Origin of the sequence: Alcaligenes sp. SORT26 (assembly GCF_017377875.1) — a bacterium.
GTDB lineage: Bacteria > Pseudomonadota > Gammaproteobacteria > Burkholderiales > Burkholderiaceae_B > Alcaligenes > Alcaligenes parafaecalis.
This window is the reverse complement of record NZ_CP070975.1, coordinates 1995555-2020505: the sequence shown is the minus strand read 5'-3', so window position 1 is coordinate 2020505 and position 24951 is coordinate 1995555. Positions and strand designations below refer to the sequence as shown.

Annotated in this window: 24 protein-coding genes; 12 read left to right on the top strand and 12 right to left on the bottom strand. The window is 56.4% G+C overall.

Annotated features, from left to right (window positions below):
• The first annotated feature begins 13 nt into the window (after positions 1-13).
• The 3 genes from JYG33_RS09360 to ahpF all read left to right on the top strand — a co-directional run bounded on the left by JYG33_RS09360 (position 14) and on the right by ahpF (position 3914).
• Positions 14-1450: a PLP-dependent aminotransferase family protein gene (locus JYG33_RS09360; RefSeq protein WP_243430322.1), complete on the top strand. Its 1437-nt coding sequence runs from the start codon at positions 14-16 to the stop codon at positions 1448-1450.
• A gap of 191 nt (positions 1451-1641) precedes the next feature.
• Complete coding sequence (gene ahpC, locus JYG33_RS09355; protein WP_153230902.1) at positions 1642-2205, top strand: alkyl hydroperoxide reductase subunit C; 564 nt, start codon at positions 1642-1644, stop codon at positions 2203-2205.
• Between the two features lie 116 nt (positions 2206-2321).
• Positions 2322-3914, top strand: coding sequence for an alkyl hydroperoxide reductase subunit F (gene ahpF, locus JYG33_RS09350; RefSeq protein ID WP_207875649.1), 1593 nt, complete (start codon positions 2322-2324; stop codon positions 3912-3914).
• 550 nt (positions 3915-4464) lie between these two features.
• Here ahpF and JYG33_RS09345 read toward each other — a convergent pair.
• On the bottom strand, positions 4465-5373 hold the full coding sequence (locus tag JYG33_RS09345) for a LysR family transcriptional regulator (RefSeq protein ID WP_207875648.1): 909 nt from the start codon (positions 5371-5373) through the stop codon (positions 4465-4467).
• A gap of 263 nt (positions 5374-5636) precedes the next feature.
• Here JYG33_RS09345 and JYG33_RS09340 point away from each other — a divergent pair, with 263 nt between their 5' ends.
• From JYG33_RS09340 to JYG33_RS09305, 8 genes are all read left to right on the top strand, one after another.
• Positions 5637-7160: an acetyl-CoA hydrolase/transferase family protein gene (locus tag JYG33_RS09340; protein ID WP_207875647.1), complete on the top strand. Its 1524-nt coding sequence runs from the start codon at positions 5637-5639 to the stop codon at positions 7158-7160.
• Between the two features lie 146 nt (positions 7161-7306).
• Positions 7307-7942, top strand: coding sequence for a leucine efflux protein LeuE (leuE, locus tag JYG33_RS09335; RefSeq protein WP_207875646.1), 636 nt, complete (start codon positions 7307-7309; stop codon positions 7940-7942).
• Positions 7943-8005: 63 nt separating this feature from the next.
• Positions 8006-8992: a diaminopimelate dehydrogenase gene (locus JYG33_RS09330; RefSeq protein WP_207875645.1), complete on the top strand. Its 987-nt coding sequence runs from the start codon at positions 8006-8008 to the stop codon at positions 8990-8992.
• A 135-nt stretch (positions 8993-9127) separates the two neighbouring features.
• Positions 9128-9319, top strand: coding sequence for a YqaE/Pmp3 family membrane protein (locus JYG33_RS09325; RefSeq protein WP_153230896.1), 192 nt, complete (start codon positions 9128-9130; stop codon positions 9317-9319).
• An 87-nt stretch (positions 9320-9406) separates the two neighbouring features.
• Entirely contained in the window at positions 9407-10993 is a 1587-nt protein-coding gene (locus tag JYG33_RS09320) for an ABC transporter ATP-binding protein (RefSeq protein ID WP_243430321.1), read from the top strand.
• Positions 10980-12041: an ABC transporter permease gene (locus tag JYG33_RS09315; protein ID WP_207875644.1), complete on the top strand. Its 1062-nt coding sequence runs from the start codon at positions 10980-10982 to the stop codon at positions 12039-12041. The genes JYG33_RS09320 and JYG33_RS09315 overlap by 14 nt, the downstream gene beginning before the upstream one ends.
• Positions 12041-12958: an ABC transporter permease gene (locus JYG33_RS09310; protein WP_207875643.1), complete on the top strand. Its 918-nt coding sequence runs from the start codon at positions 12041-12043 to the stop codon at positions 12956-12958. Before JYG33_RS09315 ends, JYG33_RS09310 begins: the two co-directional genes overlap by 1 nt.
• 24 nt (positions 12959-12982) lie before the next feature.
• Complete coding sequence (locus tag JYG33_RS09305; protein WP_207875642.1) at positions 12983-14062, top strand: BMP family ABC transporter substrate-binding protein; 1080 nt, start codon at positions 12983-12985, stop codon at positions 14060-14062.
• Positions 14063-14217: 155 nt separating this feature from the next.
• Here the strand turns inward: JYG33_RS09305 and JYG33_RS09300 are convergent, their stop codons facing one another.
• Together JYG33_RS09300 and JYG33_RS09295 are read right to left on the bottom strand one after the other, a co-directional pair.
• Positions 14218-15624 carry an MATE family efflux transporter gene (locus JYG33_RS09300; protein ID WP_207875641.1) on the bottom strand — a complete coding sequence of 469 codons (1407 nt, stop codon included), beginning with the start codon at positions 15622-15624 and terminating at the stop codon, positions 14218-14220.
• A 3-nt stretch (positions 15625-15627) separates the two neighbouring features.
• Entirely contained in the window at positions 15628-16065 is a 438-nt protein-coding gene (locus JYG33_RS09295; protein WP_035273402.1) for a PaaI family thioesterase, read from the bottom strand.
• Positions 16066-16210: 145 nt separating this feature from the next.
• Here JYG33_RS09295 and JYG33_RS09290 point away from each other — a divergent pair, with 145 nt between their 5' ends.
• Entirely contained in the window at positions 16211-16690 is a 480-nt protein-coding gene (locus tag JYG33_RS09290) for a copper chaperone PCu(A)C (RefSeq protein ID WP_207875640.1), read from the top strand.
• Between the two features lie 62 nt (positions 16691-16752).
• Here JYG33_RS09290 and JYG33_RS09285 read toward each other — a convergent pair whose 3' ends face one another.
• The 9 genes from JYG33_RS09285 to JYG33_RS09245 all read right to left on the bottom strand — a co-directional run bounded on the left by JYG33_RS09285 (position 16753) and on the right by JYG33_RS09245 (position 24933).
• A complete protein-coding gene (locus tag JYG33_RS09285; protein WP_207875639.1) occupies positions 16753-17559 on the bottom strand; it encodes an alpha/beta hydrolase in 807 nt (268 codons plus the stop codon).
• An 89-nt stretch (positions 17560-17648) separates the two neighbouring features.
• Positions 17649-18335: a tol-pal system protein YbgF gene (ybgF, locus tag JYG33_RS09280; protein WP_207875638.1), complete on the bottom strand. Its 687-nt coding sequence runs from the start codon at positions 18333-18335 to the stop codon at positions 17649-17651.
• A 216-nt stretch (positions 18336-18551) separates the two neighbouring features.
• On the bottom strand, positions 18552-19052 hold the full coding sequence (gene pal / locus JYG33_RS09275; protein WP_153230888.1) for a peptidoglycan-associated lipoprotein Pal: 501 nt from the start codon (positions 19050-19052) through the stop codon (positions 18552-18554).
• Between the two features lie 34 nt (positions 19053-19086).
• Positions 19087-20313: a Tol-Pal system beta propeller repeat protein TolB gene (tolB, locus tag JYG33_RS09270; protein ID WP_243430344.1), complete on the bottom strand. Its 1227-nt coding sequence runs from the start codon at positions 20311-20313 to the stop codon at positions 19087-19089.
• 99 nt (positions 20314-20412) lie between these two features.
• Positions 20413-21531, bottom strand: a complete 1119-nt coding sequence (gene tolA, locus JYG33_RS09265; RefSeq protein ID WP_207875636.1) for a cell envelope integrity protein TolA — start codon at positions 21529-21531, stop codon at positions 20413-20415.
• 50 nt (positions 21532-21581) lie between these two features.
• Positions 21582-22028, bottom strand: coding sequence for a protein TolR (tolR, locus tag JYG33_RS09260; protein ID WP_207875635.1), 447 nt, complete (start codon positions 22026-22028; stop codon positions 21582-21584).
• Positions 22028-22702, bottom strand: coding sequence for a protein TolQ (gene tolQ / locus JYG33_RS09255; protein ID WP_009454887.1), 675 nt, complete (start codon positions 22700-22702; stop codon positions 22028-22030). Before tolQ ends, tolR begins: the two co-directional genes overlap by 1 nt.
• A gap of 2 nt (positions 22703-22704) precedes the next feature.
• Complete coding sequence (ybgC, locus tag JYG33_RS09250) at positions 22705-23130, bottom strand: tol-pal system-associated acyl-CoA thioesterase (RefSeq protein ID WP_207875634.1); 426 nt, start codon at positions 23128-23130, stop codon at positions 22705-22707.
• Positions 23131-23196: 66 nt separating this feature from the next.
• Positions 23197-24933, bottom strand: coding sequence for a proline--tRNA ligase (locus tag JYG33_RS09245; protein WP_207875633.1), 1737 nt, complete (start codon positions 24931-24933; stop codon positions 23197-23199).
• Between the last annotated feature and the right edge of the window lie 18 nt (positions 24934-24951).

Here is a 24951-nt window from a genome sequence, read left to right as displayed (position 1 = left end):
AAAGGTCAGCATCATGGAATGGATGGATTGGCAGCCGGTGCGGGGCTCGGACAATACGCTTAGCGACCAGTTGGTTGCCTGGGTGCAGCAAGCTCTGCATTTGCGTTACCGGGGTGGCAGCCGTTTGCCTTCAGTACGCAAGCTGGCGCAATCTGCCGGTGTCAGCACCCATACGGTGGTCGCGGCCTACGACAAGCTGATGGCTTTGGGACTGGTGGAATCCCGTCCTGGCTCGGGTTTTTTTGTGCGGGTGCGCAGCCCCCGGCGTTTACGCTCCGAGTCCTTGCATGTGGAAAAGAACGAGCCACGCAAGATTGATGTGAACTGGATGCTGAATAGTTTCATGGGGCATAGTGACAGTGCAGGCATTCCCCGTCAGTGGCTGGACAACGACATGATTCTGGCCGCCTTGCGGCAGGTCAGTCGCAGTGCGGGGTCCAACTTGCTGGGCTATGGGCATTCACATGGCTATCGTCCTTTGCGTCAGCATATTGCCGGGCAGTTGGAGGATGGCGGTATACAGGCAGATCCTGATACCCAGCTTTTATTGTGCAGTGGTGTGACGCAGGCCCTGGATTTGATCCTGCGCCATTGGTTGCGTCCGGGCGATGCCGTCGTCGTAGAAGATCCGGCCTGGTATTTGCTGTTCGCACGTCTGGCTGTTGTGGACGTACGAGTATTGAGCCTCCCGCGTCGAGCAGATGGCCCGGACCTGGCGGTATTGGAACAGTTGGCGCGTGAACACCGTCCTCGTCTGGTCATTTTAAATACCGTTGTGCATAACCCAACCGGCTTTAGCTTGAGTCCGGCTGTGGCGCATAGCATTCTGACCTTGGCTCAGACCTGGGATTTCCACATTATTGAGGACGACACCTATAGCGAGCTGCATGCTCATCCGGCTTGTCGTCTGGCTCAATTGGATCAGTTGAATCGGGTCACTTTGGTGGGTGGTTATTCCAAAGTGATGGCAGCCGGTTTGCGGGTGGCCTATATGGCGGCTGCCCCTGAACTTTTGCAGGCTCTGGTGAATTTGAAAATGCTGGCTGGGCTGACTTCGCCGGAGCTGGGCGAGCGGGTTATTCACCGGGTGCTGGTAGACGGCCCCTATCGTAAACATCTGGAGCGCCTGCGCCGCCATGCGGATAGCGATAGGCATAGAACATTGGAGCAGTTGGCTCAGCTAGGCTTGGCTCCGGATGCACCGCCTCAGGCGGGCATGTTTGTGTGGGTCGATACCGGCGTGGATACGGAAAGTCTGGTGCGCGCGTTGGGCCGGCCAGGGCATTTATTGGTGCCTGGGGCCTTGTTTTCCCCGCAACAGCAACCATCTACATATATGCGCATCAATGTTTCTTTAGGCGAGGATGCGCAGTTTTGGCGTGATTTTGCGCGCTGTTTGGACAGTGCCAAGCAGTCCTTGCCTACCGTATCCAGCGAAGTAGCCTTATAGCTTGAACGCTGATAGTTGCGCTGTCATCTAGCTCTGTTAGCATAAGTCTGTGCGACGCATAGAAAGAAGCTTTTATGCGAAGCGCGATAGCTAATAGCAATGAACATTATTGCATTAATCAATTTTACTAATTGAGAGGGGGTTCCTATAATGAACTCACTATCAATGATTAATCACTCACCGGAGCATGTATGTCTTTGATCAACACCGTCATCAAACCTTTTAAAGCACAAGCTTTTCACAACGGCAAATTTATCGAAGTCAGCAACGAAACCGTTGCGGGTAAGTGGTCTGTTTTCGTTTTCTACCCAGCCGACTTTACGTTTGTCTGCCCAACCGAATTGGAAGACCTGGCCGAGAACTACGCCGAGTTCCAGAAACTGGGCGTGGAAATTTACTCCGTGTCCACCGACACTCACTTTGCTCACAAAGCATGGCACGACACGTCGGACGCCATTGGCAAAGTTAACTACCCAATGCTGGCTGACCCAACTCATCAGCTTTCGCGCAACTTTGAAGTGCTGATTGAAGAAGAAGGTATCGCTCTGCGCGGTACGTTCGTGGTGAACCCAGAAGGCGAAATCAAGGTTCTGGAAATCCACGACAACGGCATCGGCCGTGTGGCTTCCGAACTGCTGCGCAAAGTTAAAGCTGCTCAGTACATCGCTGCTCACCCCGGCGAAGTTTGCCCAGCTAAATGGGAAGAAGGCGCCAAGACGCTGACTCCTTCCCTGGATCTGGTTGGCAAGATCTAAGACCTTTTAAACACGGGTCTTAAGCGGTGGTCGGCGCGCTGCGCCGCCACCCCGGTGCCTGACCGGTTCAGGCACCTCAAGTTGTTTCGTTCAGTACAGGATAAAGGGCGTTTCACATGTTAGATGCAAACATCAAAACTCAATTGAAGGCTTACCTCGAGAAGATCACGCAACCGATCGAGATCGTTGCAACGCTGGATACTGGCGCCAAGTCCGTCGAGCTGCGCGAGCTGTTGCAAGAAATTGATGGCTTGTCCGACAAGACCAGCTATCGCGAAGATGTGGATGCGCAAGAGCGCAAGCCTTCCTTCCAAATTAACCGTCCCGGTACCGACATTAGCGTGAGCTTTGCGGGTATCCCGATGGGACACGAATTTACTTCTTTGATTCTGGCTTTGCTGCAAGTGGGCGGCCATGAAATCAAGCTGGATGCCGCTGTGATTGAGCAGATCCGTAATCTGCCCGGCGACTTTGTTTTTGAAACGTATTTCTCGCTGTCGTGCCAGAACTGTCCTGACGTGGTGCAGGCTCTGAACGCCATGTCCGTGATCAACCCACGTATCAAGCACGTGGCGATTGACGGTGCCCTGTTCCAGGACGAGGTTCAGCAGCGCAACATCATGTCGGTTCCGGCTGTGTTCTTGAATGGTGAAATGTTCCATCAAGGCCGTGCCAGTGCTGAAGAGTTGCTGGCCAAGCTGGACACAGGCGATAACTCGGCTCGTGCTGAAGCCTTGAATGCCAAGGACGAGTTTGATGTGCTGATCGTCGGTGGTGGTCCTGCTGGTGCAGCCGCTGCTGTGTACGCTGCTCGCAAGGGTATTCGTACCGGTGTTCTGGCCGAGCGTTTTGGTGGGCAGGTTCTGGACACCATGTCGATCGAGAACTACATCTCGGTGGTTGAGACCAATGGCCCTGCGTTTGCAACGGCGCTGGAGCAGCACGTTAAAACCTACGATGTGGACATCATGAATCTGCATCGTGCCAAGGGTATTCGCCGTGAAGGCAAGCAGGTCATCGTGGATGTGGATGGTGGCGCTCAGTTGAAAGCCAAGTCCGTCATTCTGGCAACGGGTGCCCGCTGGCGCGAGCTGAATGTTCCTGGTGAGCAGGATTACCGTAATCGTGGCGTGGCGTATTGCCCGCACTGTGATGGTCCTCTGTTCAAGGGCAAGGATGTGGCTGTGGTCGGTGGCGGTAACTCCGGCGTGGAAGCAGCGATTGACCTGGCTGGTTTGGTCAAGCACGTTACCTTGATCGAATTTGGTGATGCTTTGCGTGCTGACCAGGTGTTGCAGTCCAAGCTGCGCAGTCTGCCTAATGTGTCGATCATCATGCAGGCTCAGACGACTGAGGTTCTGGGTGATGGCACCAAGGTGGTGGGTTTGAATTACCTGGATCGTCAGACTCAGGAAGCCAAGAGCCTGAAGCTGGATGGCGTGTTTGTCCAGATTGGTCTGGTGCCCAACACGGAATGGCTGAAGGGTAGCGATGTCGGTTTGTCGCGCCATGGCGAGATCGAGGTTGATGCTCGTGGTGCTACTTCGCTGGCAGGTGTGTTTGCTGCTGGTGACGTGACGACTGTGCCTTTCAAGCAGATCGTGATTGCTGCGGGTGAGGGTGCCAAGGCTGCTTTGAGCGCTTTTGATTACCTGATCCGTAGTTCGGCTGAAGTTGAAGAGCCGGCTGCAGAGAAAGTGACTGCTTAAGTCTTTCTGATTGTTGGAACTAGCTGTTCAAGAGGGCCACCCTGTTTGGGGTGGCTCTTTTTTTGTCTGTGGGTGGGGCGAGAAGCAGTTGTTGTGTATCAGGAGTGCTTCAGCATTGATCGCGCTCTTTGAGAAAAGTCGTCTCAGGAAAGACGCCGCTCAAGCCGTCTGCCCCGGCCTCGGGGCTTGACTACTTGCCGGTGCTGCGCACCGGTACCCTTGTCTGTTCTGGAATCCGGGCGCCCTGTGAACTCACGGGGTACTTGGTCCCCCGGACCAAGTACAAGCGCCCCGCTCGAACAGCACAGGGCTTGCATCCCGGATTCCAGAACAGCCCGCGGCAAGCAGTCTGAATCGCCCCGAGGCCGGGGCAGACGGCTTGAGCGGCTTGATACATGAGATGCCGTGCGAGTTCAGAATGCGCCCGTCCTGCCTTTCTGACCAGGGCACCGACGCGCAGCGTCGGCAAGTGGTCAAGCCCGGCGCCCCCGCAGGCCGCAGCAGTGGTGCTTTATAGAGATTGCCTATGCATTAATCCACAAGCCCCCTGCTACAGATCCCCTTCAAGCTCCGGCCAGTTTCCTCCCAGTACATCCGCACATACCTGCAGCCATGCTCTGGCCGCCTGCGACAGATACCGTCCATTCCACAGGAGTGCGACTTCCCAATTCAATGCCGGGTCCACGACTTCTTTGGCAACCCAATCCCCGGGTTCCAGTCGAGACAGAAACGGCTGGGGCAGCAGGGCAACGCCCATTCCCGCTTGTGCCATGGAAGCAACCCAATCCCACTGGTTGCTTTGTGCAGCAACAGTCGCCCGTAAGCCTGCGTGGGCGAAGGCGCGTCGCAGCATTCGGGTCAGGGCGTAGTCTTCGCCTAGAAAGATCAGCGGATGCTTTTCCAGTTCCCGCAGCTTGATTTTCTTCTGCGTGCCGACCAGCGTGTCCTTGTGTCCAATCGCCCAAACTGCATGTTTGGCTACAGGAGTCGCCGATACATTCAATTCCGGCCCTAGCGGCAGAATGCTCAGCCCCATTTCAACGGTGCCTGCAGCAACCAGGCGCTCAATCCCCATGCCGGTTTCTTCGTGCAGAATCAGCTCGATCTGCGGATGCCGGTTCTTGAAGGTCTTGAGCACTTCTGTGAACAGCACATTAATCATGGGCGGGATGCCCAGATCCAGGCGGCCTCGTTGCAGGGCCTGGACTTCGTGAACTTCTCGCAACAGCCCTTGCATGCTCTGCAAAACTTCCTGCCCGCGCTCTAGCACCACTTTGCCGCAATCGGTCAGTTGCAACTGGCGATGATCGCGAATCAGCAAGGGCTCGCCCAATTCATCTTCCAGTTGTTTGACCATCTTGCTGATGGTCGATTGCGTCACATTCAGACTTTGCGCAGCTTGCGTAAAGCTTTGATGTTTAACGGTTTCAATGAAGTATCGCAAGGATCGGATGTCCATGTTTGGCTGGCCTTTTATCTATGACTTTTACGACTTCGTAGGAGTTATTTTATTCATTATGGCGATGCTATGCTGGCTTTGTTCAAAAAACATAAACGCCTGTTGTCAGGGCGATTTCGGCTTTGAAACGCGGCTCTTGCAGCCCGGCCTTTTAAAGCGAGTTGTCGTTCTGTTGCGTGAAGATCCCGCCTGGCGCTTTCGGCCCGCGGCTCCTTCCGAAAGCATGAACAGGTAGATCAATGACACAGAGACAGGAGCACACGATGTTCAAGGATCGCATTCGTTCCCCCGAATTGGAAGGCAAAGTCATGACCGCTCAGGAGGCAGTCGCCTTCTTCAAAGACGGGATGAATGTCGGGATGAGCGGTTTTACCCGCGCTGGGGACTGTAAGGTCATGCCTCGTGCCTTGGCCGAGCGCGCCCAGACCGAGCAATTAAAACTGAATGTGGTTACCGGCGCCTCGCTGGGTAATGATAGCGACGGCATGATGGCCGAGGCCGGTGTTCTGGCCCGCCGCTCGCCGTTTCAAGTGGACTCGGTACTGCGCCGTCATATCAATGAAGGCAAGGTTCTGTTCACCGATCAGCACTTGTCCCTGACTGTGGAGCACATGCGCTCGGGCAACCTGCCTGCCATCGACATTGCTGTTATTGAAGCCGTTGCCATTACTGAAACGGGTGCGATTGTGCCTACGACTTCGGTAGGCAACTCGGCCAGTTTTGCGCAGCAAGCCAAACAGATCATTGTTGAGCTGAACTTGAGCATGCCGGTGGAAATGGAAGGTTTGCACGATATTTATGTGCCTGAAGCCCGCCCCAACCGCCAGCCTATTGAATTGACGGATGTGGACCAGCGTATTGGCACTACCGCTATTCAGGTTGATCCTTCCCGCATTGTCGCTATCGTGGTGACTGACGCTTTGGACAGCCCCTCCAGCGTGTTGCCTCCTGATGAAGAAACCCAGGCAATTGCCGGTCACATCATCGAGTTCCTGAAAGGTGAAGTAGACGCTGGCCGCATGAGCCACTCCTTGCTGCCTTTGCAGGTAGGTATCGGCACGATTGCCAACGCCGTGACTTACGGCCTGCTGGATTCTCCGTTTACCGACCTGAAGATGTACTCGGAAGTCTTGCAGGACAGCGCGATTGCCATGCTGGATTCCGGCCAGTTGAGCTTTGCCTCGGCGTCGTCCTTGACTTTGTCTGCCCCCAAAATGGCGCAATTCCTGGAAGGTCTGGATAGCTATCGCGACAAGCTGGTGCTGCGCCCGCAGGAAATCAGTAACCATCCTGAGCTGGTGCGTCGTCTGGGCATTATTGCGATCAACACCGCGCTGGAATTTGATATCTACGGCAACGTGAACTCCACGCACGTCTGTGGCACCCACATGATGAATGGCATTGGCGGTTCGGGTGACTTCGCCCGTAATGCGCACCTGTCCATTTTTGTCAGCAAGTCCGTGGCCAAAGACGGTGCCATCTCCAGTGTGGTGCCCATGGCATCGCACGTAGACCATTGCGAACACGATGTGGCCGTGCTGGTTTCCGAGTGGGGTCTGGCTGATTTGCGCGGCCTGGCTCCACGTGAACGTGCCCGCGTCATCATCGAAAAATGTGCTCACCCTGATTACCGTCCTGCCTTGCTGGACTATGTTGAACGCGCCAGCCAACGTGGCGGCCATACGCCTCACATTCTGGAAGAGGCCCTGTCCTGGCACGTTCGTTTTCAGCAAGAAGGCACCATGAAACAGGAGCAGTTCCAGACCCAGGAACTCGCTACTGCGTAGTCCATCAGGTCTGGTAATGCGTAGCTGAGTCAGTCCGGCAGCGTAGACCTTACAAATTGACCTGATCGCCCCTGGCATTCCACCCGTGCCAGGGGCATTTTTTTAGCGCTAAAATTGCAGATTCTGCTGCGTTTAGCGAGGCCGACGTGCTCGAACAAATCGGTATTATCAATTTCTGGGCCTTTGTGGTGGGCACGGTGTTTATCGTGCTTTTGCCCGGACCCAATTCTTTGTATGTCCTGGCCAGTGGCGCGGGACATGGTGTGCGCGAGGGCTATAAAGCGGCTTTGGGCGTGGTGGTGGGCGACGGCATTTTGATGACGCTGACCGCTTTGGGCGCTGCCTCGCTGCTCAAGACTCTGCCCATGTTGTATATGGGCATACGCTGGCTGGGCGCGGCTTATCTTTTGTACTTGGGCCTGCGACTGTTACAGTCGGCCTTCAGGCAAGGTGGCCCGGTGCAGTCCGTAGATACGCGTTTGCGTCACGAAACCCGTTTTCGCAAAGCCTTGTTCCTTAGCTTGTTGAACCCCAAGGCCATCTTGTTCTTCCTGTCCTTTTTTGTGCAGTTCGTCGATCCCTCGGCGGGCCATACAGGCTGGGCGTTCATGATCCTGGGCCTGGTGGTCGAGGTGATCAGCATTTGCTATCTGTCTTTGCTGATCTTTGGCGGTGATCGTCTGGCAGGGATTTTCCGGCGTCATCAACGTCTGTCCCGTATGGGCAATGGCTCGGTGGGCTTGCTGTTCATGGGCTTTGCCGCCCGCATGATCAGCGACTAAGCCAGCCGCTTCAGAGCGCAGCAGTTTCGAAAGCACTTATTTATCAGTTTTAAGGAAAACACCATGAGTAGCAAAATCCGTGTCGGTATTGCAGGTTACGGCAATTTAGGGCGAGGCGTAGAGCTGGCCCTGGCACAGAACCCGGACATGGAGCTGGTCAGCGTTTTTACTCGTCGTGACCCTGCTTCCTTGCGTCTGCAAAGTGCAGGTGTGCCTGTGCGCGCCCTGGACCAGATCGAACAGTACCGCAATGATATTGATGTGCTGATTCTCTGTGGTGGCTCTAAAAATGACCTGCCCGAACAAGGCCCGGCCTTGGCGCGCTGGTTCACAACGGTCGACAGCTTTGATACCCACGCCCGTATCCCTGAGTACCATGCTGCGGTAGATGCAGCGGCTCAAGGTGCCGGTACGACGGCCCTGATCGCCGTGGGTTGGGATCCAGGCCTGTTCTCCCTGAACCGTCTGTATGGCGAATGTGTCTTGCCTGTTGGCCAGACCTACACCTTCTGGGGCAAGGGCCTGAGCCAAGGTCACTCGGATGCGATCCGCCGTGTGGCGGGTGTGGCCGGTGGTGTGCAATACACCTTGCCTATCGAAGCAGCCGTGCAGCGTGTACGTAACGGGGAGCAGCCCGAGCTGAGCACCCGTGAAAAACACAAGCGTCAGTGCTTTGTGGTGCTGGAACAGGGTGCCGATGCCGAAACCGTGCGTGAAGCTATTGTGACCATGCCCGACTACTTTGCGGACTACGACACCGAAGTGAACTTTATCGACGCCGAAACCTTGGCTCGTGATCACGCCGCCATGCCACATGGTGGTTTTGTGATCCGTAGTGGCCAGTCGGGTTCGGGCTCGCAGCAAGTCGTGGAATACGCGCTGAATCTGGGCAGCAACCCGGAGTTCACTTCCAGCGTGCTGGTCGCTTACGCGCGTGCCGCTTACCGCATGAACCAGCAAGGGCAGATCGGTGCTCAAACCGTGCTGGACGTGGCTCCAGGCCTGCTCTCGCCCAAGTCGCCTGCGCAGTTGCGTAAAGAGCTGCTGTAACTTTCAGTTTGAAGTGTGCGGCCCTGCTCAGCGTGTCTGAGCAGGGCCGTATGTTTCACTTGTTAGTGGGCAAATGATTCAGCCGGGCAATAAAGGGTAAAATAGCGCTCATTTCCCATTATTCTGAGTGTTCTCATGCGCTTACTAATCGCACTATTACTACCCTGGCTGGGTTTTTTCACGATTGGTCGGCCTGTGGCAGGCATTATTTGCCTGATTTTGCAGTTGACCGTGATCGGATGGATCCCTGCCGCTATCTGGGCGGTGTATTCCCTTAGCCAATACAAGACCGACAAGAAAATCGAGCAAGCTCTGGGCAAGCGTTAAGCCCAAGGTTTTTCTTCCCTATTTGTACGTCTGAGCAGGCCATGATGCGCTTGCTCAGGCGTTTTATATTTTTTTGCTGATACAGCCATGACCCTATCGTCTCCCGTGGGCCATTCCTCTGAGTCCGGTGAGCAAACGGTATCCCTAGACCCCAAGGCTGTGCCACGCCTGGAACTTCGTAATATCACCAAGGCCTATCCGGCAGTGGTGGCCAACGACAATATTTCCTTGTCTATCCTGCCCGGGCAGATTCATGCCGTGTTGGGGGAGAATGGCGCGGGCAAGTCCACCCTGATGAAAATCATCTACGGTGTGGTCAAACCCGATCAAGGCCAGATTCTGTGGGATGGTCAGCCGGTTCAGATCAGCAGCCCAGCGGCAGCCCGTCAACTGGGCATTGGCATGGTGTTCCAGCACTTTTCCCTGTTTGACACCCTGACCGTCACGGAGAATATTGCGCTGGGTTTGCCTGCCTCTACGAATATGCAGGAACTGGCCGGGCGTATCAGTGAGACCGCCAGCCAGTATGGTCTGGACCTGGACCCGCAACGCCACATTCATACCTTGTCTGTGGGCGAATGCCAGCGAGTGGAAATTGTGCGTGCCTTGTTGGGCAAGCCCAAACTGCTGATTCTGGACGAGCCTACTTCGGTATTGACCCCTCAGGCGGTGCGCCGCTTGTTTGGTACTTTGCGTCAGTTGGCGGCAGAGGGTTGCAGCATTGTCTATATCAGCCACAAGCTCGATGAAATCCGCGAGCTGTGCAATGCCTGTACGGTCATGCGCATGGGCAAGGTCACAGGGTATTGTGATCCACGCCAGGAAACGACGGCCAGCCTGTCGCGTCTGATGATCGGTGCCGAGCCTCAGTCTCTGGGCGAACGCAGCACACAACAAGGCGGGACGCTCTTGCAGGTGCGTAATCTGCAATTGAGCAAATCCCATCCTTTTGCCTGCGAGTTGCAGGATGTCAGCTTTGATCTGCACCAGGGTGAAATCCTGGGTGTGGCCGGTATTTCCGGTAATGGTCAGCAGGAATTGTTGGCCGCCTTGTCGGGTGAAGATACCCGCGCACGGGCCGACATGATTGTGCTGGACGGCCAGGCGATTGCCCAGCGCGATGCCGCATGGCGACGTGACCAGGGCATGGGCTTTGTGCCTGAAGAACGCCTGGGACGCGGTGCGGTGCCGGAGTTATCTCTGGCCCAAAACCTGCTGCTGTCTCATCAAAACCCGGAAACGGTGAAGCGTGGTTTTCTGCGCTTTCCCAGCATTCGCCGTCTGGCGGGCGGGATTATCAAGCGCTTTCGTGTCAAAACGTCTAATGAGCAAGCCGCTGCCAACAGCCTGTCTGGCGGCAATCTGCAAAAGTACATTATCGGCCGTGAAGTGACCCGCCAGCCGCGTATTCTGGTGATTGCCCAGCCAACCTGGGGTGTGGACGTAGGGGCTGCCGCCCAGATCCACGCCGAGCTGCTGGCCTTGCGCGACGCGGGCTGTGCTTTGCTGGTCATCTCCGAAGAGCTGGATGAATTGTTTGCGATTGCCGATCGCCTGATTGTTATCTCCAAAGGTCGTATGTCTCCCTCTATTCCCGTGGCGCAAGCCAGTGTTGATCAGATTGGGCAATGGATGAGTGGTTTGTGGACGGAGGATGAGCATGTTCAGGCTTGAGACTCGCGCCACGCCCTCAACCTTGATGGCCTGGTGTTCCCCTTTATTGGCTGTCTTGCTGACCATGGCCGTAGCCGGGACCTTGTTCTGGTCGCTGGGCAAAAACCCGCTGGCTGGCCTGAATGTGTTTTTCCTGGAGCCTTTGCGTGACCTGAATGGTTGGGCCGAGGTGGGCGTCAAGCTGATCCCTCTGTTGCTGATCTCGGTCGGTCTGGCGATCTGCTTTCGAGCCAATATCTTCAATATCGGGGCAGAAGGGCAGTTGGTGATGGGAGCCCTGGCGGCTGGAGCCTTCATCCTGCAAGTGGACAATGGCGATAACGGCGGCTTTTTCCTGATTGCCGTGGCTTTGGTGTGCGGCATGCTGGGCGGCATGTTCTGGGCCGGGATTGTGGCTTTTCTGAAAGATCGCTTCAATGCCAACGAGATTCTGGTGTCTCTGATGCTGGTTTATGTAGCCCAGCACTTGCTGAGCTATCTGGTCCACGGCGCCTTGCGTGATCCAGATGGTTTTGGCTTCCCGCAGTCCAGCCTGTTCTCCGATGGTTTTTTGCTCTCTGCCGTCTTGCCGGGCACCCGTTTGCATAGCGGCATTATTCTGGCCTTGATCGCTTCGGTGGCCGCGTGGCTGTTTCTGACTCGCAGCATGGCGGGTTTCCGATTGCGCGTGGGGGGCATGGCCCCGCTGGCCGCACGCTATGCAGGCTTTTCGTCCCGCAAGGCCTTGTGGAGTTCCTTGCTGATTTCGGGGGCTTTGGCGGGTTTGGCCGGTGCGGCTGAGGTCATGGGCCCCGTCGGTCAACTGACGCCTTCGATTTCCCCCGGTTATGGTTTTGCCGCCATTATTGTGGCCTTTGTGGGGCGACTGCACCCGCTGGGACTGATTTTTTCCTCTTTTGTGATGTCCTTGCTGTATATCGGTGGGGAATTGGCCCAAAGTCGTTTGGGTCTGCCCAATGCGATTACGGGTATCTTCCAGGGCATCCTCCTGTTTTCATTGTTGGCTTGTGACGTGCTCATCACCAAGCGTTTGGTCTGGAGAAAGTAATGGACGCGATTGCACCTTTGCTAGCCGCAACCATCAACGCAGGCACCCCTTTGCTCCTGGCAGCATTGGGTTTGCTGATTAATGAAAAATCCGGCGTCATCAATCTGGGCTCCGAAGGCATGATGCTCATGGCCGCCATTGTGGGCTTTGCCGTCGCCGTGCAGACGGGCAGTCCTGCTTTGGGCTTTGTGCTGGGCGCGGTCGTTGGCATGGTCATGGCCGCGGCCTTTGCCTGGCTGACCGTCTGGCTGGGAGCCAATCAGGTTGCTTGCGGCCTGGCGCTCTCCTTATTTGGGGTAGGGGCCTCCGCCTATATTGGCTTGCCGTTTACCGGCAACTCCCTGGTGGTGACCAAGCTGTCCATTCCTGTGCTGAAAGATATTCCCTTGATCGGGCCTGCTTTCTTCCAGCAGCACTATATGGTGTATGTGTCCTGGGCCTTGTGTATTGCTGTGGCCTGGTTTCTGACACGCACGCGCTCCGGCCTGGTCTTGCGGGCGGTGGGCGAGTCGCCTGCTTCGGCCCACTCGCTGGGTTATAACGTGCGCTATATCCGTCTGGGTGCCTTGATGTTTGGTGGTGCCTGCTGCGGTCTGGCCGGTGCCTTTATCTGCCTGGTTTACACACCGATGTGGGTAGAGAATATGGTCTCTGGACGCGGCTGGATTGCCCTGGCACTGACAACTTTTGCTACCTGGCGTCCCTGGCGTGTGATGCTGGGCGCGTATCTGTTTGGTGGGGTCACGATTCTGACCTATCATGCGCAGGCTCTGGGCGTCCCGGTGGCCTCGCAATTACTGGCTATGATGCCGTATCTGGCCACAATTATTGTGCTGGTTTTAATTTCCCGAAACGCTAACTGGATCAGGTTGAATATGCCTGCATCGCTTGGCAAAAACTTCAATCCCAACAACTAGAGGACTGACATGACTGGAAACTTTATGCGCAAGGCCCTTATGGCCGCTGCCATCGCTTCCCCCCTGGCCGCCTTGCCTGTATCCGTTCAGGCAAACGATCAAGAGCCCCTGAAAATCGGTTTTGTGTATGTCAGCCCTATCGGTGAAGCCGGTTGGACCTGGCAGCAGGATATTGGCCGTCTTGAAATGGAAGAGGCTCTGAAAGGCCGTGTAGTCACTCAGTACGTGGAAAACGTGCCTGAAGGTGCTGATGCTGAACGCGTGATCCGTGATCTGGCCCAGCAAGGCAACAAGCTGATTTTCACCACCTCGTTTGGCTACATGAATCAGACGCAGAAAGTGGCCAAGCAATTTCCGGACGTGAAATTCGTGCACTCCACCGGCTACAAGACGGCTCCTAACGTGGCAACCACCAACGCCCGTTTCTACGAGTCCCGTTACCTGGCTGGCGTGCTGGCTGGCAAGATGACTAAATCCAACGTGGTCGGTTACGTGGGGGCTCACCCCATTCCTGAAGTACTGCAAGGTATCAACGCCTTTGCTATCGGTTTGAAGAGCGTGAACCCTGAGGCCCAGGTGCGCGTGGTGTGGGCCAATAGCTGGTACGACCCAGGTAAAGAGCGTGATGCGGCTGTGACCTTGCTGGGTCAGGGCGCAGACGTGGTCACTCACCACACCGACTCGACTGCCACCGTGCAAGCGGCTGAAGAAGCGGGCAAGTACGCCATTGCCTACCACTCCGACATGAGCAAGTTTGGTCCTAAAGCCCAACTGGCTGCGGTGACTCACCACTGGGGTGACTACTTCACTCGTAAAGCCACTGAAGTTCTGGATGGCAAATGGCAGAACGACAGCACCTGGGGTGGCCTGAAGTCCGGCATGGCCGCTTTGGAAGGCTTCGGTCCTGAAGTGCCTGCTGATGTGAAAGAGTTCGTTCTGGCCAAACAGGCCGAGATCGTGGCTGGCACCCTGCAACCATTTGCTGCTCCTATCAAGGACAACGACGGCAAAGTGCGTCTGGAATCCGGTTTCCTGGATGACGACGCATTGAACCGCATGGACTACTACGTGGAAGGCGTGGCCAGCAAACTGCCCAAGCAGTAAGCTGCCCCGTAGTCTGTAGATAAACAAAGCCCCTTGTCGGATTCTCCGACAAGGGGCTTTGTTATAGGGGGCGGTGTGGCTTTTCAGGCTGTTGTTCAGGCCAAGCCCGAGCTTTTTCCTTGTTTGGCCTAAGGCTGGTTTGTCATCGCTCAGGACTATGCGGCCTGCGTAGGCCGCTTGCGTCCCAAGCGCGTTGACGCCCGCATCCAGCGTAGTGTCATCAGCACGGCAACCACAGATAAGCCTGTCACCAACCCGATCCAGATTCCCATCCCACCCATATTGAACTGGAAGGCCAGCAGAGAGCCCGTAGGAACTCCCAGCACCCAATATCCTAGCAAGGCCAGCAACATGGGTATGCGCGTGTCATGCAGGCCGCGCAGCATCCCTGCAGCCACGGCCTGAGCACCATCACTGATCTGGAACAGAGCTGCCAGGGCCAGGAAGGTAATGGCCAGTTGGATGACAGGCTGATTTTCAGCCACATCCAGATCCAGGAACAGACCAATCAGGGTCAGGGGGGCGAACCAGAATACCAAGGCAGCCAACCCCATAAACCCAACCCCCAGCACGTAGGAAATCCAGCCAGCTCGCCGCGCACCCAAAGGATCAACCCGGCCTGCTGCCAAGCCTACCCGTATGGTGGCAACTTGGCTGAAGCCCAAAGGAATCATGTAAGACACCGAGCAGATCTGCATGGCGATCGCGTGCGCAGCCAGATCAGATTGACCCAGCACACCCATCATCATGATGGCGGCGTAAAAGACCAGGGTTTCCAGTGTGAAGGTAATGGCAATGGGGATACCCAGCGCCCACATTTTCCACAGGCGTTTCAGACTCCATTGCCAGGCATCGTTAAACAGGTAATAACGTCGGAAACGGGGATCGTTCAGAACCACCCAGCTTAGCCCTGCGAACATGAAAATGCTGGACAGGGTCGTAGCCAGACCGGCTCCCGCCAGTCCCATTTCGGGCATGCCCAGATTGCCGAATACGAATAACCAGCCCAGCAAGGCATTGATCCCAATGGCTGCGATGGCAATTACCAAGGTCCATCCCGGCTTTTCCATTGCCGCCAGAAAGGAGCGCAGCACGATATAGCCCAGATAAGGCAAGAGCGCCCATTGCAGCGTATGCATGTAATTGACGGAGCGAGCCGCGACGACAGGGTCCTGCCCCATCATCAGCAAGATGTACTCGGCATTCCACAGCACAAGCCAGGCGGGCAGGGTGATCAGCAAGGCGGTCAAAAAGCCGTGGCGGATGATTTGCTGGGACTCGCGCACATTACGCAGTCGCCGCCCCAGGGTCGTGGCCAGCATGGGAACCACGGCCGACACCAGGCCCATGCTGAAAATCATGAAGGCCTGATACAGGCTGGCAGACAGGGAGCCCGCAGCCAGTTCATCCGGGCCAAGACGGCCCATGTAAATCAGGTTGGTTGCCAGCAGGCTGACCTGGGCCAGATTGGTCAGAATTAAAGGTCCGCCCAGGCGCAAGGACGATTGCAGCTCCGCCAGCCAGAGTTGGGTCGGGCCGGTGGTTTGAGACTTTGCAAACATGATTTATTTGGCGCGAGGCAAGGACCAGGTACTAATCACTTGAGCGACCGCCGGGCCACCGTTGGCCGGTTCCAGCAGCACATCGCCCGCGCAGGTACGGCCAGTTTTGTGAATCCGGGCGTGAGCCAGAATATCGCCAGGAGGGGCCTTGCGCAGGAAGTTGATGGTCAGGCTGGAGGTGACGGCATCCGGGTTGCCGGTTGCGCCTACGACTGCGGCATACAGGGCCAGATCAGCCAGACCCATCAGCATGGGGCCTGCCACCATACCGCCCATGCGTTGGTGAGCATTCCGCTCGGGCAAGCGCAAACAGGCGTTGTCGTGGCCGATGTGAACAACATCAATACCCAGAACGGCCGCAAAGGGATGCAGACGTTCGAGTAAGTCACGAAACTGAACAATATCGATTTTTGGTTCGGGTGCAGAGTGTGTGCTGGTCATGACGTCGTCACTGAAAAGAAGGCCGTTGTAAGAAAGGCATACTGGCTGGTACTGTATCAGATCGTCCCGCGTATCGGGGTAGTTCGGCGCCCGGCTGTTCAAGGCTGGACCAATTCCAATCGATCAGAAAAAAGCGAGGAGCATCATGAAACGCAGTGCCATTCTTGTTGCCTTGGGTTTGCTGGTATCGACAAGTGCTGCCGTGGCGCACAGTCACGGTCATCAGCCCGAAACAGTACGCGCCTTGAGCACTCAGGTTCATGCCAGTCAATGTTGGGTGCGCATGCTTCCCGAGCCTACGCCTTCAGCGGCTTATCTGGAGCTGGAAAACCAGGGTGAGCAAAGCGTGGCTGTGGTGGGCGCCAGCTCTTTGTCTTTTGGGCACGTCATGCTGCACCAGACGACCGAAAAGGATGGCATGGCTCGCATGTCTCATACGTCCGAGGTAGAGATTCCGGCAGGCGGCACGTTAAGCCTGAAACCGGGGGCATACCATGTGATGCTGGGGCAAGCGAAAGAGGATCTCGCTTTGGGCGAGCGCATTATTCTGAGTCTGCATTTGTCGGATGACACTCAGGTTCAAGCCGAGTGTGAGTTGCGGCCTGCCAAGACACAGGCGTATTGAGTCGACGAGTTTGATCTGAATAAAAAACTGGCCGCCTTATGCGGCCAGTTTTGTGTGGAAGATCAGGCTTGCAGAGCGTCCAGCACGGCCTGGTTGAAGGCCTTGGGGTTGGCCAGATTCATGCCATGCGCAGCCAAGGGAATACGGTGGAATTGATCCTCGCGCCGATGTTGACGGATGATGTCCATGCAGTGGTGGTAGCGCGTGGGGCTGCTTTCACCGGTGATGAAGCTCAGGGGCGCATCAAGCTGCTTGAGCCATTCCAGTGCGGGGCCTTGATTAGGCTCTTGTCGTTGCTCGAGCATGGTGTGGGCATTGTCCTGAATCATCTCGCGAAACCAGCGCGTCATTTGCTTCCAGGTTCCCGAGCCGTTGACGGTATCGATGAATAAGGCCATCGCACCGTCCCGGTCGCCTTGTTCCAGGCGCTCAGCGACTTGCTGGAATAAAGGGGCGTAGGAGTAGGCTCCGGGGGTTGGAAAGCCGGGGTCGGCCAAGGTCAGGCTGGCAACACGCTCTGGCATACCCTGGGTCAGCAACAAGGCCACGTGGCCACCGCGGGAGTGGCCCACGATATGAACCTTCTCATCAGGAATATGCTGGTCCAGCAGGGCCTGCAAGTCCTGAGCATGCTGCGCGGTGCTGAAGTTGCCAGGGCTGGGCGCACCGGGCCAGTAAGAGCGCAGGCTGGGTGCCAGCACTCGATAGTCGGTGGCGAAAGCGGGAATCTGCCAGCGCCAGTAACGCCAATCACATAAGGAGCCGTGGATCAGCAAAACAGGGGTGCCCTGGCCTTGATCGACGAAAGTGTGGCGATAGCCTTGGGCGGTCAGTTCAAGCGTGGAGAAGTCGGCAAACGGGTTTGTCATGGCAAGCAATAAAAGTCAGGCAAGGAGCGATCGCCTGAAAAAAACAGACCGGGTCTGAACCCGGTCCGTATGGTCTTGATGCAGCTAGTTTATTCCAGCAGTTTCAAGCGGCTGCGTGCGGTTTCAGCCGCTTCAGCTTGTGGGTAGTCTTTGACGATACGTTGCAAGGTGGTTTTGGCACCGCTCAGATCGTTCAGTTCGATCTGGCTGGAGGCTGTCACCATCAATGCGTCAGCGGCACGTGGGCTTTGTGGAGAAGCCTTCACGAAAGCTTGCAGTTTCTGGATAGAGGTTTTGAAGCTCTTGATGGCGTACAAGCTGCTGCCTTCATAAAAGCGCACTTCGTCGGCCAGAACGCTGGAGGGGTAGGCAGCCAGAAAACCCGCAAAGGCGTCGGCGGCTGGTTTGTATTGGCCAGCGCGGTAGGCGTCCATGGCGCTATCGAAAACGGCTTGTTCTTGTGGGTCTGCGGCGTGGGGGCTTTGTTGCCCGGCAGGCGCATTGTTCTGGCCTTGGCCGCTGGCTTGCCAGCTCAGTTTTTCCACTTGGCCGCGCAGCGACACAACTTCGGAGCGCAGGGTGTCAATTTGATCAGCCAATTGCAGGCGAGCCTGGGTATTTTGCTCGTTCATCTGACGAATTTGCTGCCGCAGCTCCAAAATGGCGCGTCGGGCCTCGTCATCGGCAAAGGCCTTGGCCGGCAGGCTGGCGAACAGGGCGGCCGTGGCGATCAGGGCAACGGTCGCGAGACGAAAAGGCTTTTTATAAGCGTGCATAGTGAAGTCCGTTAAAAAATGTGCATCCGCAGTGCGCAGGCTCCTCACCTGCCGGTTTCCCCTCTGTTGGGGGCTGTGATCTCGGGGCTTTGCCTTGGCCTGGCAAGTCCGCCGTCCAGCATAACGAATTTTCAGTGGATCGGGCGTGCTGCCGATAAAAAACGCCGCGGCGTTAACAACCGCCACGGCGTCGGAACCACTTGGTCGATGCAGAAATTATCGTTGGTAAACGATGTCTGCGCGACGGTTTTCAGCGTAATCAGCTTCGGTGTTACCCAAGGCTTTTGGACGCTCTTTACCAAAGCTCACAGCTTCGATCTGGCTGTTGCTCACGCCCAGCAGACCCAGCATGCGTGCAACGGCGTCGGAACGACGCTGACCCAGAGCCAAGTTGTACTCGGCACCGCCACGCTCGTCGGTATTACCTTCGATGCGAACGGTTTGCTGAGGATGGCTGCTCAGGTACGAAGCGTGCATTTCTACCAGGCCACGGTACTGGTCGTTAACCACGTAGCTGTCGTAGTCAAAGAACACCGAGCGTTGTTGTGCCAGTGGGCTTTGAGGGTTGAAGGGGTCCATGATCTGGCCTGCGCTAGCAGAGTCCGATCCTGTACCGCCGGTTGAACCGGAGTTTTGATCCAGAGGAACCGAGCTGCAAGCAGCAAGGGCGGCAGCCATAACGGCGAGGGTAAGACTTTTAAGAATGCGCGAGCTCATTTGAATTCCTTTTGAAAAAGAGTCACACAGGATGTCAGTTGGTAAATGGTCCCCAGGTGGGTTCGCGTACTTTGCCATTCAAAGACGAGAGGGTCTGACGAACGCGACCGTCCACGGATGTCACAGCTAGGACACTGCGGCCCCCCTGAACAGAACTATATAAGATCTGCATCCCATTAGGGGCGAAACTCGGAGACTGATCGTCGGGACCTGTCGTCAGCAGTTGCTCTGCTCCTGATGCCATATCTTGAATAGCAATTCGGAAAGCACCGTTTCTGCGTGTGACGTATACAAGCCTAGTACCGTCTGCAGAGACCTCCGGTGAAATATTGTAACTCCCGTTGAAGGTAATGCGCTGTGCATCGTCACCACCCAGGCTCACTTTGTAAATGTTGGGAGCACCACCACGATCGCTCACAAATACAAGGGAGTTGCCATCGGGCATAAAACTCGGTTCAGTATCGATCAGGGGAGAACGCATCACGCGGCGCAATCCGGATCCGTCCGTATTTAGCGTGTAAATCTGCGAAATACCGTCTCTGGAGAGCACAACAGCGACCTGATTGCCGTTTGGAGCCCATGCAGGACTACTGTTATTGCCCTTGAAATTAGCCAAGGGTTCACGGTGACCTGTGGCCAAAGTTTGCACATATACAACAGGTTTGTCGTTTTCAAAGCTCACATAAGCCAGCTTTTTACCGTCAGGAGACCAGGCTGGGGAGATGATTGAGTGTCGAGAACGCAACATTACCTGCGGATTTTGGCCGTCAGAGTCAGCAATTTGTAACTCGAAATTGTTGCCTGTTTGCAACACGTAGGCCAGTCGGGTGGAGAAAACACCACGCACACCCGTAATTTTTTCATAAATCCGGTCTGCAATCTGGTGCGAAATGCGGCGCAGCTCTTTTTCGCTGCCTGCAAAAGCGACGCCATCCATCTGCGTTTGACGGACTGAATCCACCAGGCGATAGCTGATGGAATATTGGCCGCCCGCCTGGGAGACCGAACCGTAGGCCAGGTAATCAGCACCGCGATTGCGCCATTCGTCGTAGGCAATCGTGCTTTCTGCATTCAGACCAGCGCCGGTGGCATTGATCAATTGGAATTGACCCGAACGCGTCAGGTCAGCACGGATAACTTCAGCCAGGGACTGGCTGGCTGGATTGTCAGCAAAATCGGCGATCGCGATGGGGTACTGAGTAGCACCCACACCCGATATATCGACTCGCAGTTGGGCCTGGGCCGGTTGGCTGGCGAACATGCCAGCGGCCAGGGCAAACGCTCCAGTGGCCGAGGCGCGCCAATGACGAGCAAAACTCGCCAGGGCAGGGGTAGCGGCGGTCATTATGCAATCTCCTGATTAATCGAACATACGGTACTCACCATCAATATACGATGGGTAGCTACCGCTAGGCGGTTTGGGGAAAGGGCTGCAACGGGCAAGACCCTTGGATACGGCATCATCGAACTGCGCGATGCCGGACGATCGTTTGATTTGAACGCGATTAGGCGTGCCGTCGGCATTCAGGTCCACGCGGTACTGCAGTGCGGGGTTGCCACGCACTTCAGAGCGAGGAGGGGTGCTGTAGACCACGCCAGGCTGCACGCAAGCGCGCACCTTGGCGGCGTAGCCACCATCACCACCACCGCCACCGGCCTGGTTACGGTCTGCGGTGCCGCCGGGACGACCTGGGGCACCTTCACGCATGGCACGGCGGAAGGCTTCTTCCTTGGCCTTGCGCTCGGCATCCGCCTTGGCTTTGGCAGCGGCATCAGCACGGGCTTTGCGTTCAGCGTCTGCTTTGGCCTTTGCCTCGGCGTCGGCCTTGGCTTTCGCTTCTGCATCTGCTTTGGCTTTGCGTTCAGCATCCGCTTTGGCTTTGGCGTCAGCCTCGGCTTTGGCCTTGCGATCTGCTTCTGCCTTGGCTTTTGCCTCAGCTTCTGCCTTGTCCTTGCGTTCCTGTTCCTGCTTTTCCTTCTGTTCGCGCTCACGACGTTCAGCGGCTAGCTTGTCCTGACGCTGTTTTTCCAGACGTTCCTGTTCCAGCTTTTCTTCACGCTCTTTTTTCTCGCGTTCTTTGCGGGCTTCTTCCAAAGCGATTTCGGGATCGACTTCAGGTTCAGCAGGAGGGGTTACCTTGGCAGGCTCAGGAGGTGGCTTGGGGGCCGGAGGCGGTTCAGGTTCTGGTTCAGGCTTGGGTTCTGGCTCTGGAGCCGGTTCAGGCTCAGGCTGCGGCTCGGGCTCAGCCTCGGGGGCTTCGGGATCAGCATTGACGGCCGCATCGGGCGCGACACCGTCCATCCACAATTCGACCTGCACCGCATTGGGTGTTTTGGGTGCAGAAAAAAGGGCTCCCGCCAAAATGGCGAGCAGCAACAGCCCGTGCAGACCCAGGGCGATGAGCAAGCCGCGCCGATCTTCCTTTTGCTCAGGCGAGCGCAGCGCCTGATTGCGGGTATTGCGTGTTCTGTGCTTCATTCAGTTCAGGTTTTTCGCGCCGGATGGCGAGCACGCTATCCGGCCAGAGGTTATTTGCGAGCGTCGGTATCGCTATTGCGATCGACGATCAGACCCAGGCGGTTGATGCCGTTGGAGCGCAGTTCATCCATCAAGCCCATAACGGTCTCGTAGGGAACTTTGCCGTCAGCGGCAATGACAACCGGGCTGTCGGCCTGCATGCGCGAGCGCACTTCGTTGATCAATGTGGACTTCTCGATGTTCATGAACTCGGAGCCCGCATCGCGCAGTCGAATGGCCAGCTTGCCGTCCTTATCAACCTGGATTTCCACCGGCTTGGCGGGCACTTCGGAGGCTTGGCCTACCGAGGGCAATTCCACCAGACCGGGGGTAATCATGGGAGCGGTGACCATGAAGATCACCAGCAGCACCAGCATCACGTCGATATAAGGGACGACGTTGATTTCATTTTTCATGCGCCGGCCGTGACGGCCAGTGCTTCCACGCATCGATGGCATCAGTTCACCTGCCGCTGCAAGATGTTCAGAAATTCGTCGATAAAGCTGTCAAAGCGGATCGAGATGCGATCCAGTTCGTTGGTAAAGCGGTTGTAGGCCACCACGGCGGGGATAGCGGCAAACAGACCAATGGCCGTGGCGATCAGCGCTTCGGCAATACCGGGAGCGACCGAGGCCAGGGTGGCTTGTTGCATGCCGGACAGGCCGATAAAGGCGTGCATGATCCCCCAGACGGTACCGAGCAAGCCGATGTAGGGGCTGACCGAACCGGCAGAGGCCAGGAAGTTCAGGTGGGTTTCCAGCGTATCCATTTCGCGCTGGTAGCTGGCGCGCATGGCACGGCGTGGACCGTCCAGCAGGGCAGGGCCAGAGCTTTGGCTGCGGCGTGCCTTGATGAACTCGGTCATCCCTGCTTCAAAAATACGGGCCAGGGCACCGTGTTCAGCACGACGCGAGGAAATGGATTGCTGAAGCACGGCCAGATCGCCACCCGCCCAGAAATCGTCCTCAAAGCGGCGGGTCTGTTCCAGCGTGCGTTTAAGTGCAGCCCTTTTACTGAAAATATAGGCCCACGAGAGAATCGAAATTCCCAACAGAATCAGCATGACGAGCTGAACGGGAATACTGGCATCGAGAAGTAGCGAAATCAGCGACAGGTCGCTAGTAGCTTGCATGGTCAGTCCTGAACCTTTTCCAAGAGGGTACGTAAATCAGAGTCCAGCTTGCTTGGACGAAGCGTGGTGGCGTCAACGCAAACAATTTGGATAGTGCTTTGGCATAGCAGTTCCCCACCTCGCAGGGCACCTTGTTCGAAATGGATGGTAGCCGAACCCAGTTGGGTAATGCGGCTGCGCACCGAGATCAGATCATCGAGCCGGGCAGGTTTGAGATATTGTATTTCAACCTTCTTGACTACGAACAGGCGTTGATTCTGCTCCGCCACGTCCGATTGGTTTACGCCCAAATTCCTGAGCCATTCCGTGCGCGCACGCTCAAAGAACTTCAGGTAGTTGGCGTAATATACGATCCCCCCAGCGTCGGTGTCCTCGTAATATACGCGAATATCAAGCCGAGCCTGGGTGTCCCACTTGTCATTAAGCATGTCGTTCGTAAAAGAGTTTATGTTGACGGGCAGGGCGTGGCACAAGGCCAGCCCTGCTTGGAGTCCTTACAGCGTGGCCAAACGCTCGACGCTGACCTGAGCAATCTGCTCCACCGGCACGTTGGTGCTGCTGGCATCACGGCGGGCTTGCATCTCGACAACGCCTTCTTTCAGGCCGCGCTCGCCAATGGTAATGCGCAGCGGCACACCAATCAGCTCCCAGTCGGCAAACATGATGCCGGGGCGGGCATCGCGGTCATCCAGGATCACATCCACGCCTTGCTCTTTAAGCTTGGTGTACAGATCAGTCGCAGTCTGACGGACGGCATCGCTTTTGGTAAAGCCGATCGGGCAGATCACCACTTCAAACGGAGCCAGGGCGCGAGGCCAGATCATGCCGCGTTCGTCATGGTTCTGCTCGATGGCAGCAGCCGCAATACGGCTGACACCAATGCCATAACAACCCATTTGCATGACAGCAGGTTTACCATCAGTTTCCAAAAAGGTCGCGTTCAGTTTCTTGGAGTAGACATCGCCCAGGAAGAAGACGTGGCCTACTTCAATACCGCGCTGGATAGCCAGCTTGCCGCCTTCGGGGGCAGGGTCACCGTGTACGACGTTGCGCAGATCGGCCTTGATAGGCTCGGGCAGGTCACGGCCCCAGTTCACACCGGTATGGTGGAAGCCTTCTTCGTTTGCGCCACAGACAAAGTCGCTCATGTTGGCTACGGTCAGGTCGGCAATGACTTGCACAGGCTGACGGGTGCCGATGGGACCCAGGTAGCCAGGCTTGCAGCCAAAGGTCGTGACGATTTCTTCCTCAGTGGCCAGGCGGTGGCCTTTTTCAAAGCCAGCCAGTTTGGAAACCTTGATGTCGTTGACTTCATGGTCGCCACGCACCAGCAGCAAGTGCACGGTGGTTTTAGTTTGGCCGTCTTCTTCCACGTCGGTAGCCAGCACCACGGATTTAACGGTAGCGCTCAGGTCCAGACCCAGTTGCTGGGCAACCAGTTCACATTTTGGGGCGTCTGGTGTGGCTGTCTTGACCAGCGCCTGGCCAGGAGCAGCACGCTCGGCCAGCAGGCAAGGAGCAGGAGCCAGCTCAATATTGGCGGCGTAGTCGGTATCGGGGTTGTAGACCAGCAAGTCTTCGCCGGTATCAGCAATGACCTGGAATTCATGACTGCGGGTACCACCAATCGAGCCGGTATCGGCAGCCACGGCACGGAAGTTCAGGCCCAGACGACCGAAGATGCGCATGTAAGCGTCATACATATTGTCGTAGCTGGCCTGGGCGTCTTCAGCGTTGCGGTCAAAGGAATAGGCATCCTTCATGGTGAATTCGCGGCCGCGCATCAAACCAAAACGGGGACGACGCTCGTCACGGAACTTGGTTTGAATGTGGTAGAAGTTGATGGGCAACTGGCGCCAGCTATGGATCTCGTTGCGAGCGATGTCCGTGATGACTTCTTCGGAGGTGGGCTGCAGCACGAAGTCGCGCTGGTGGCGGTCCTTGATACGGAGCAGCTCGTCGCCATATTTTTCCCAACGACCCGACTCTACCCAGAGTTCGGCAGGCTGGACCACAGGCATCAGCAGTTCAATGGCGCCGGAGCGGTCCATTTCCTGACGGATGATGTTTTCAATCTTGCGCAGCACGCGCAAACCCATAGGCATATAGGTATAGATACCGCCGGCCGCTTTACGGATCATGCCGGCACGCGTCATGAGCTGGTGGCTGGCAACTTCGGCCTCGGTAGGCGCTTCTTTCAGGGTATTAATGTGATACTGGCTAGCATGCATGGTAGGGAACTCGTCAGG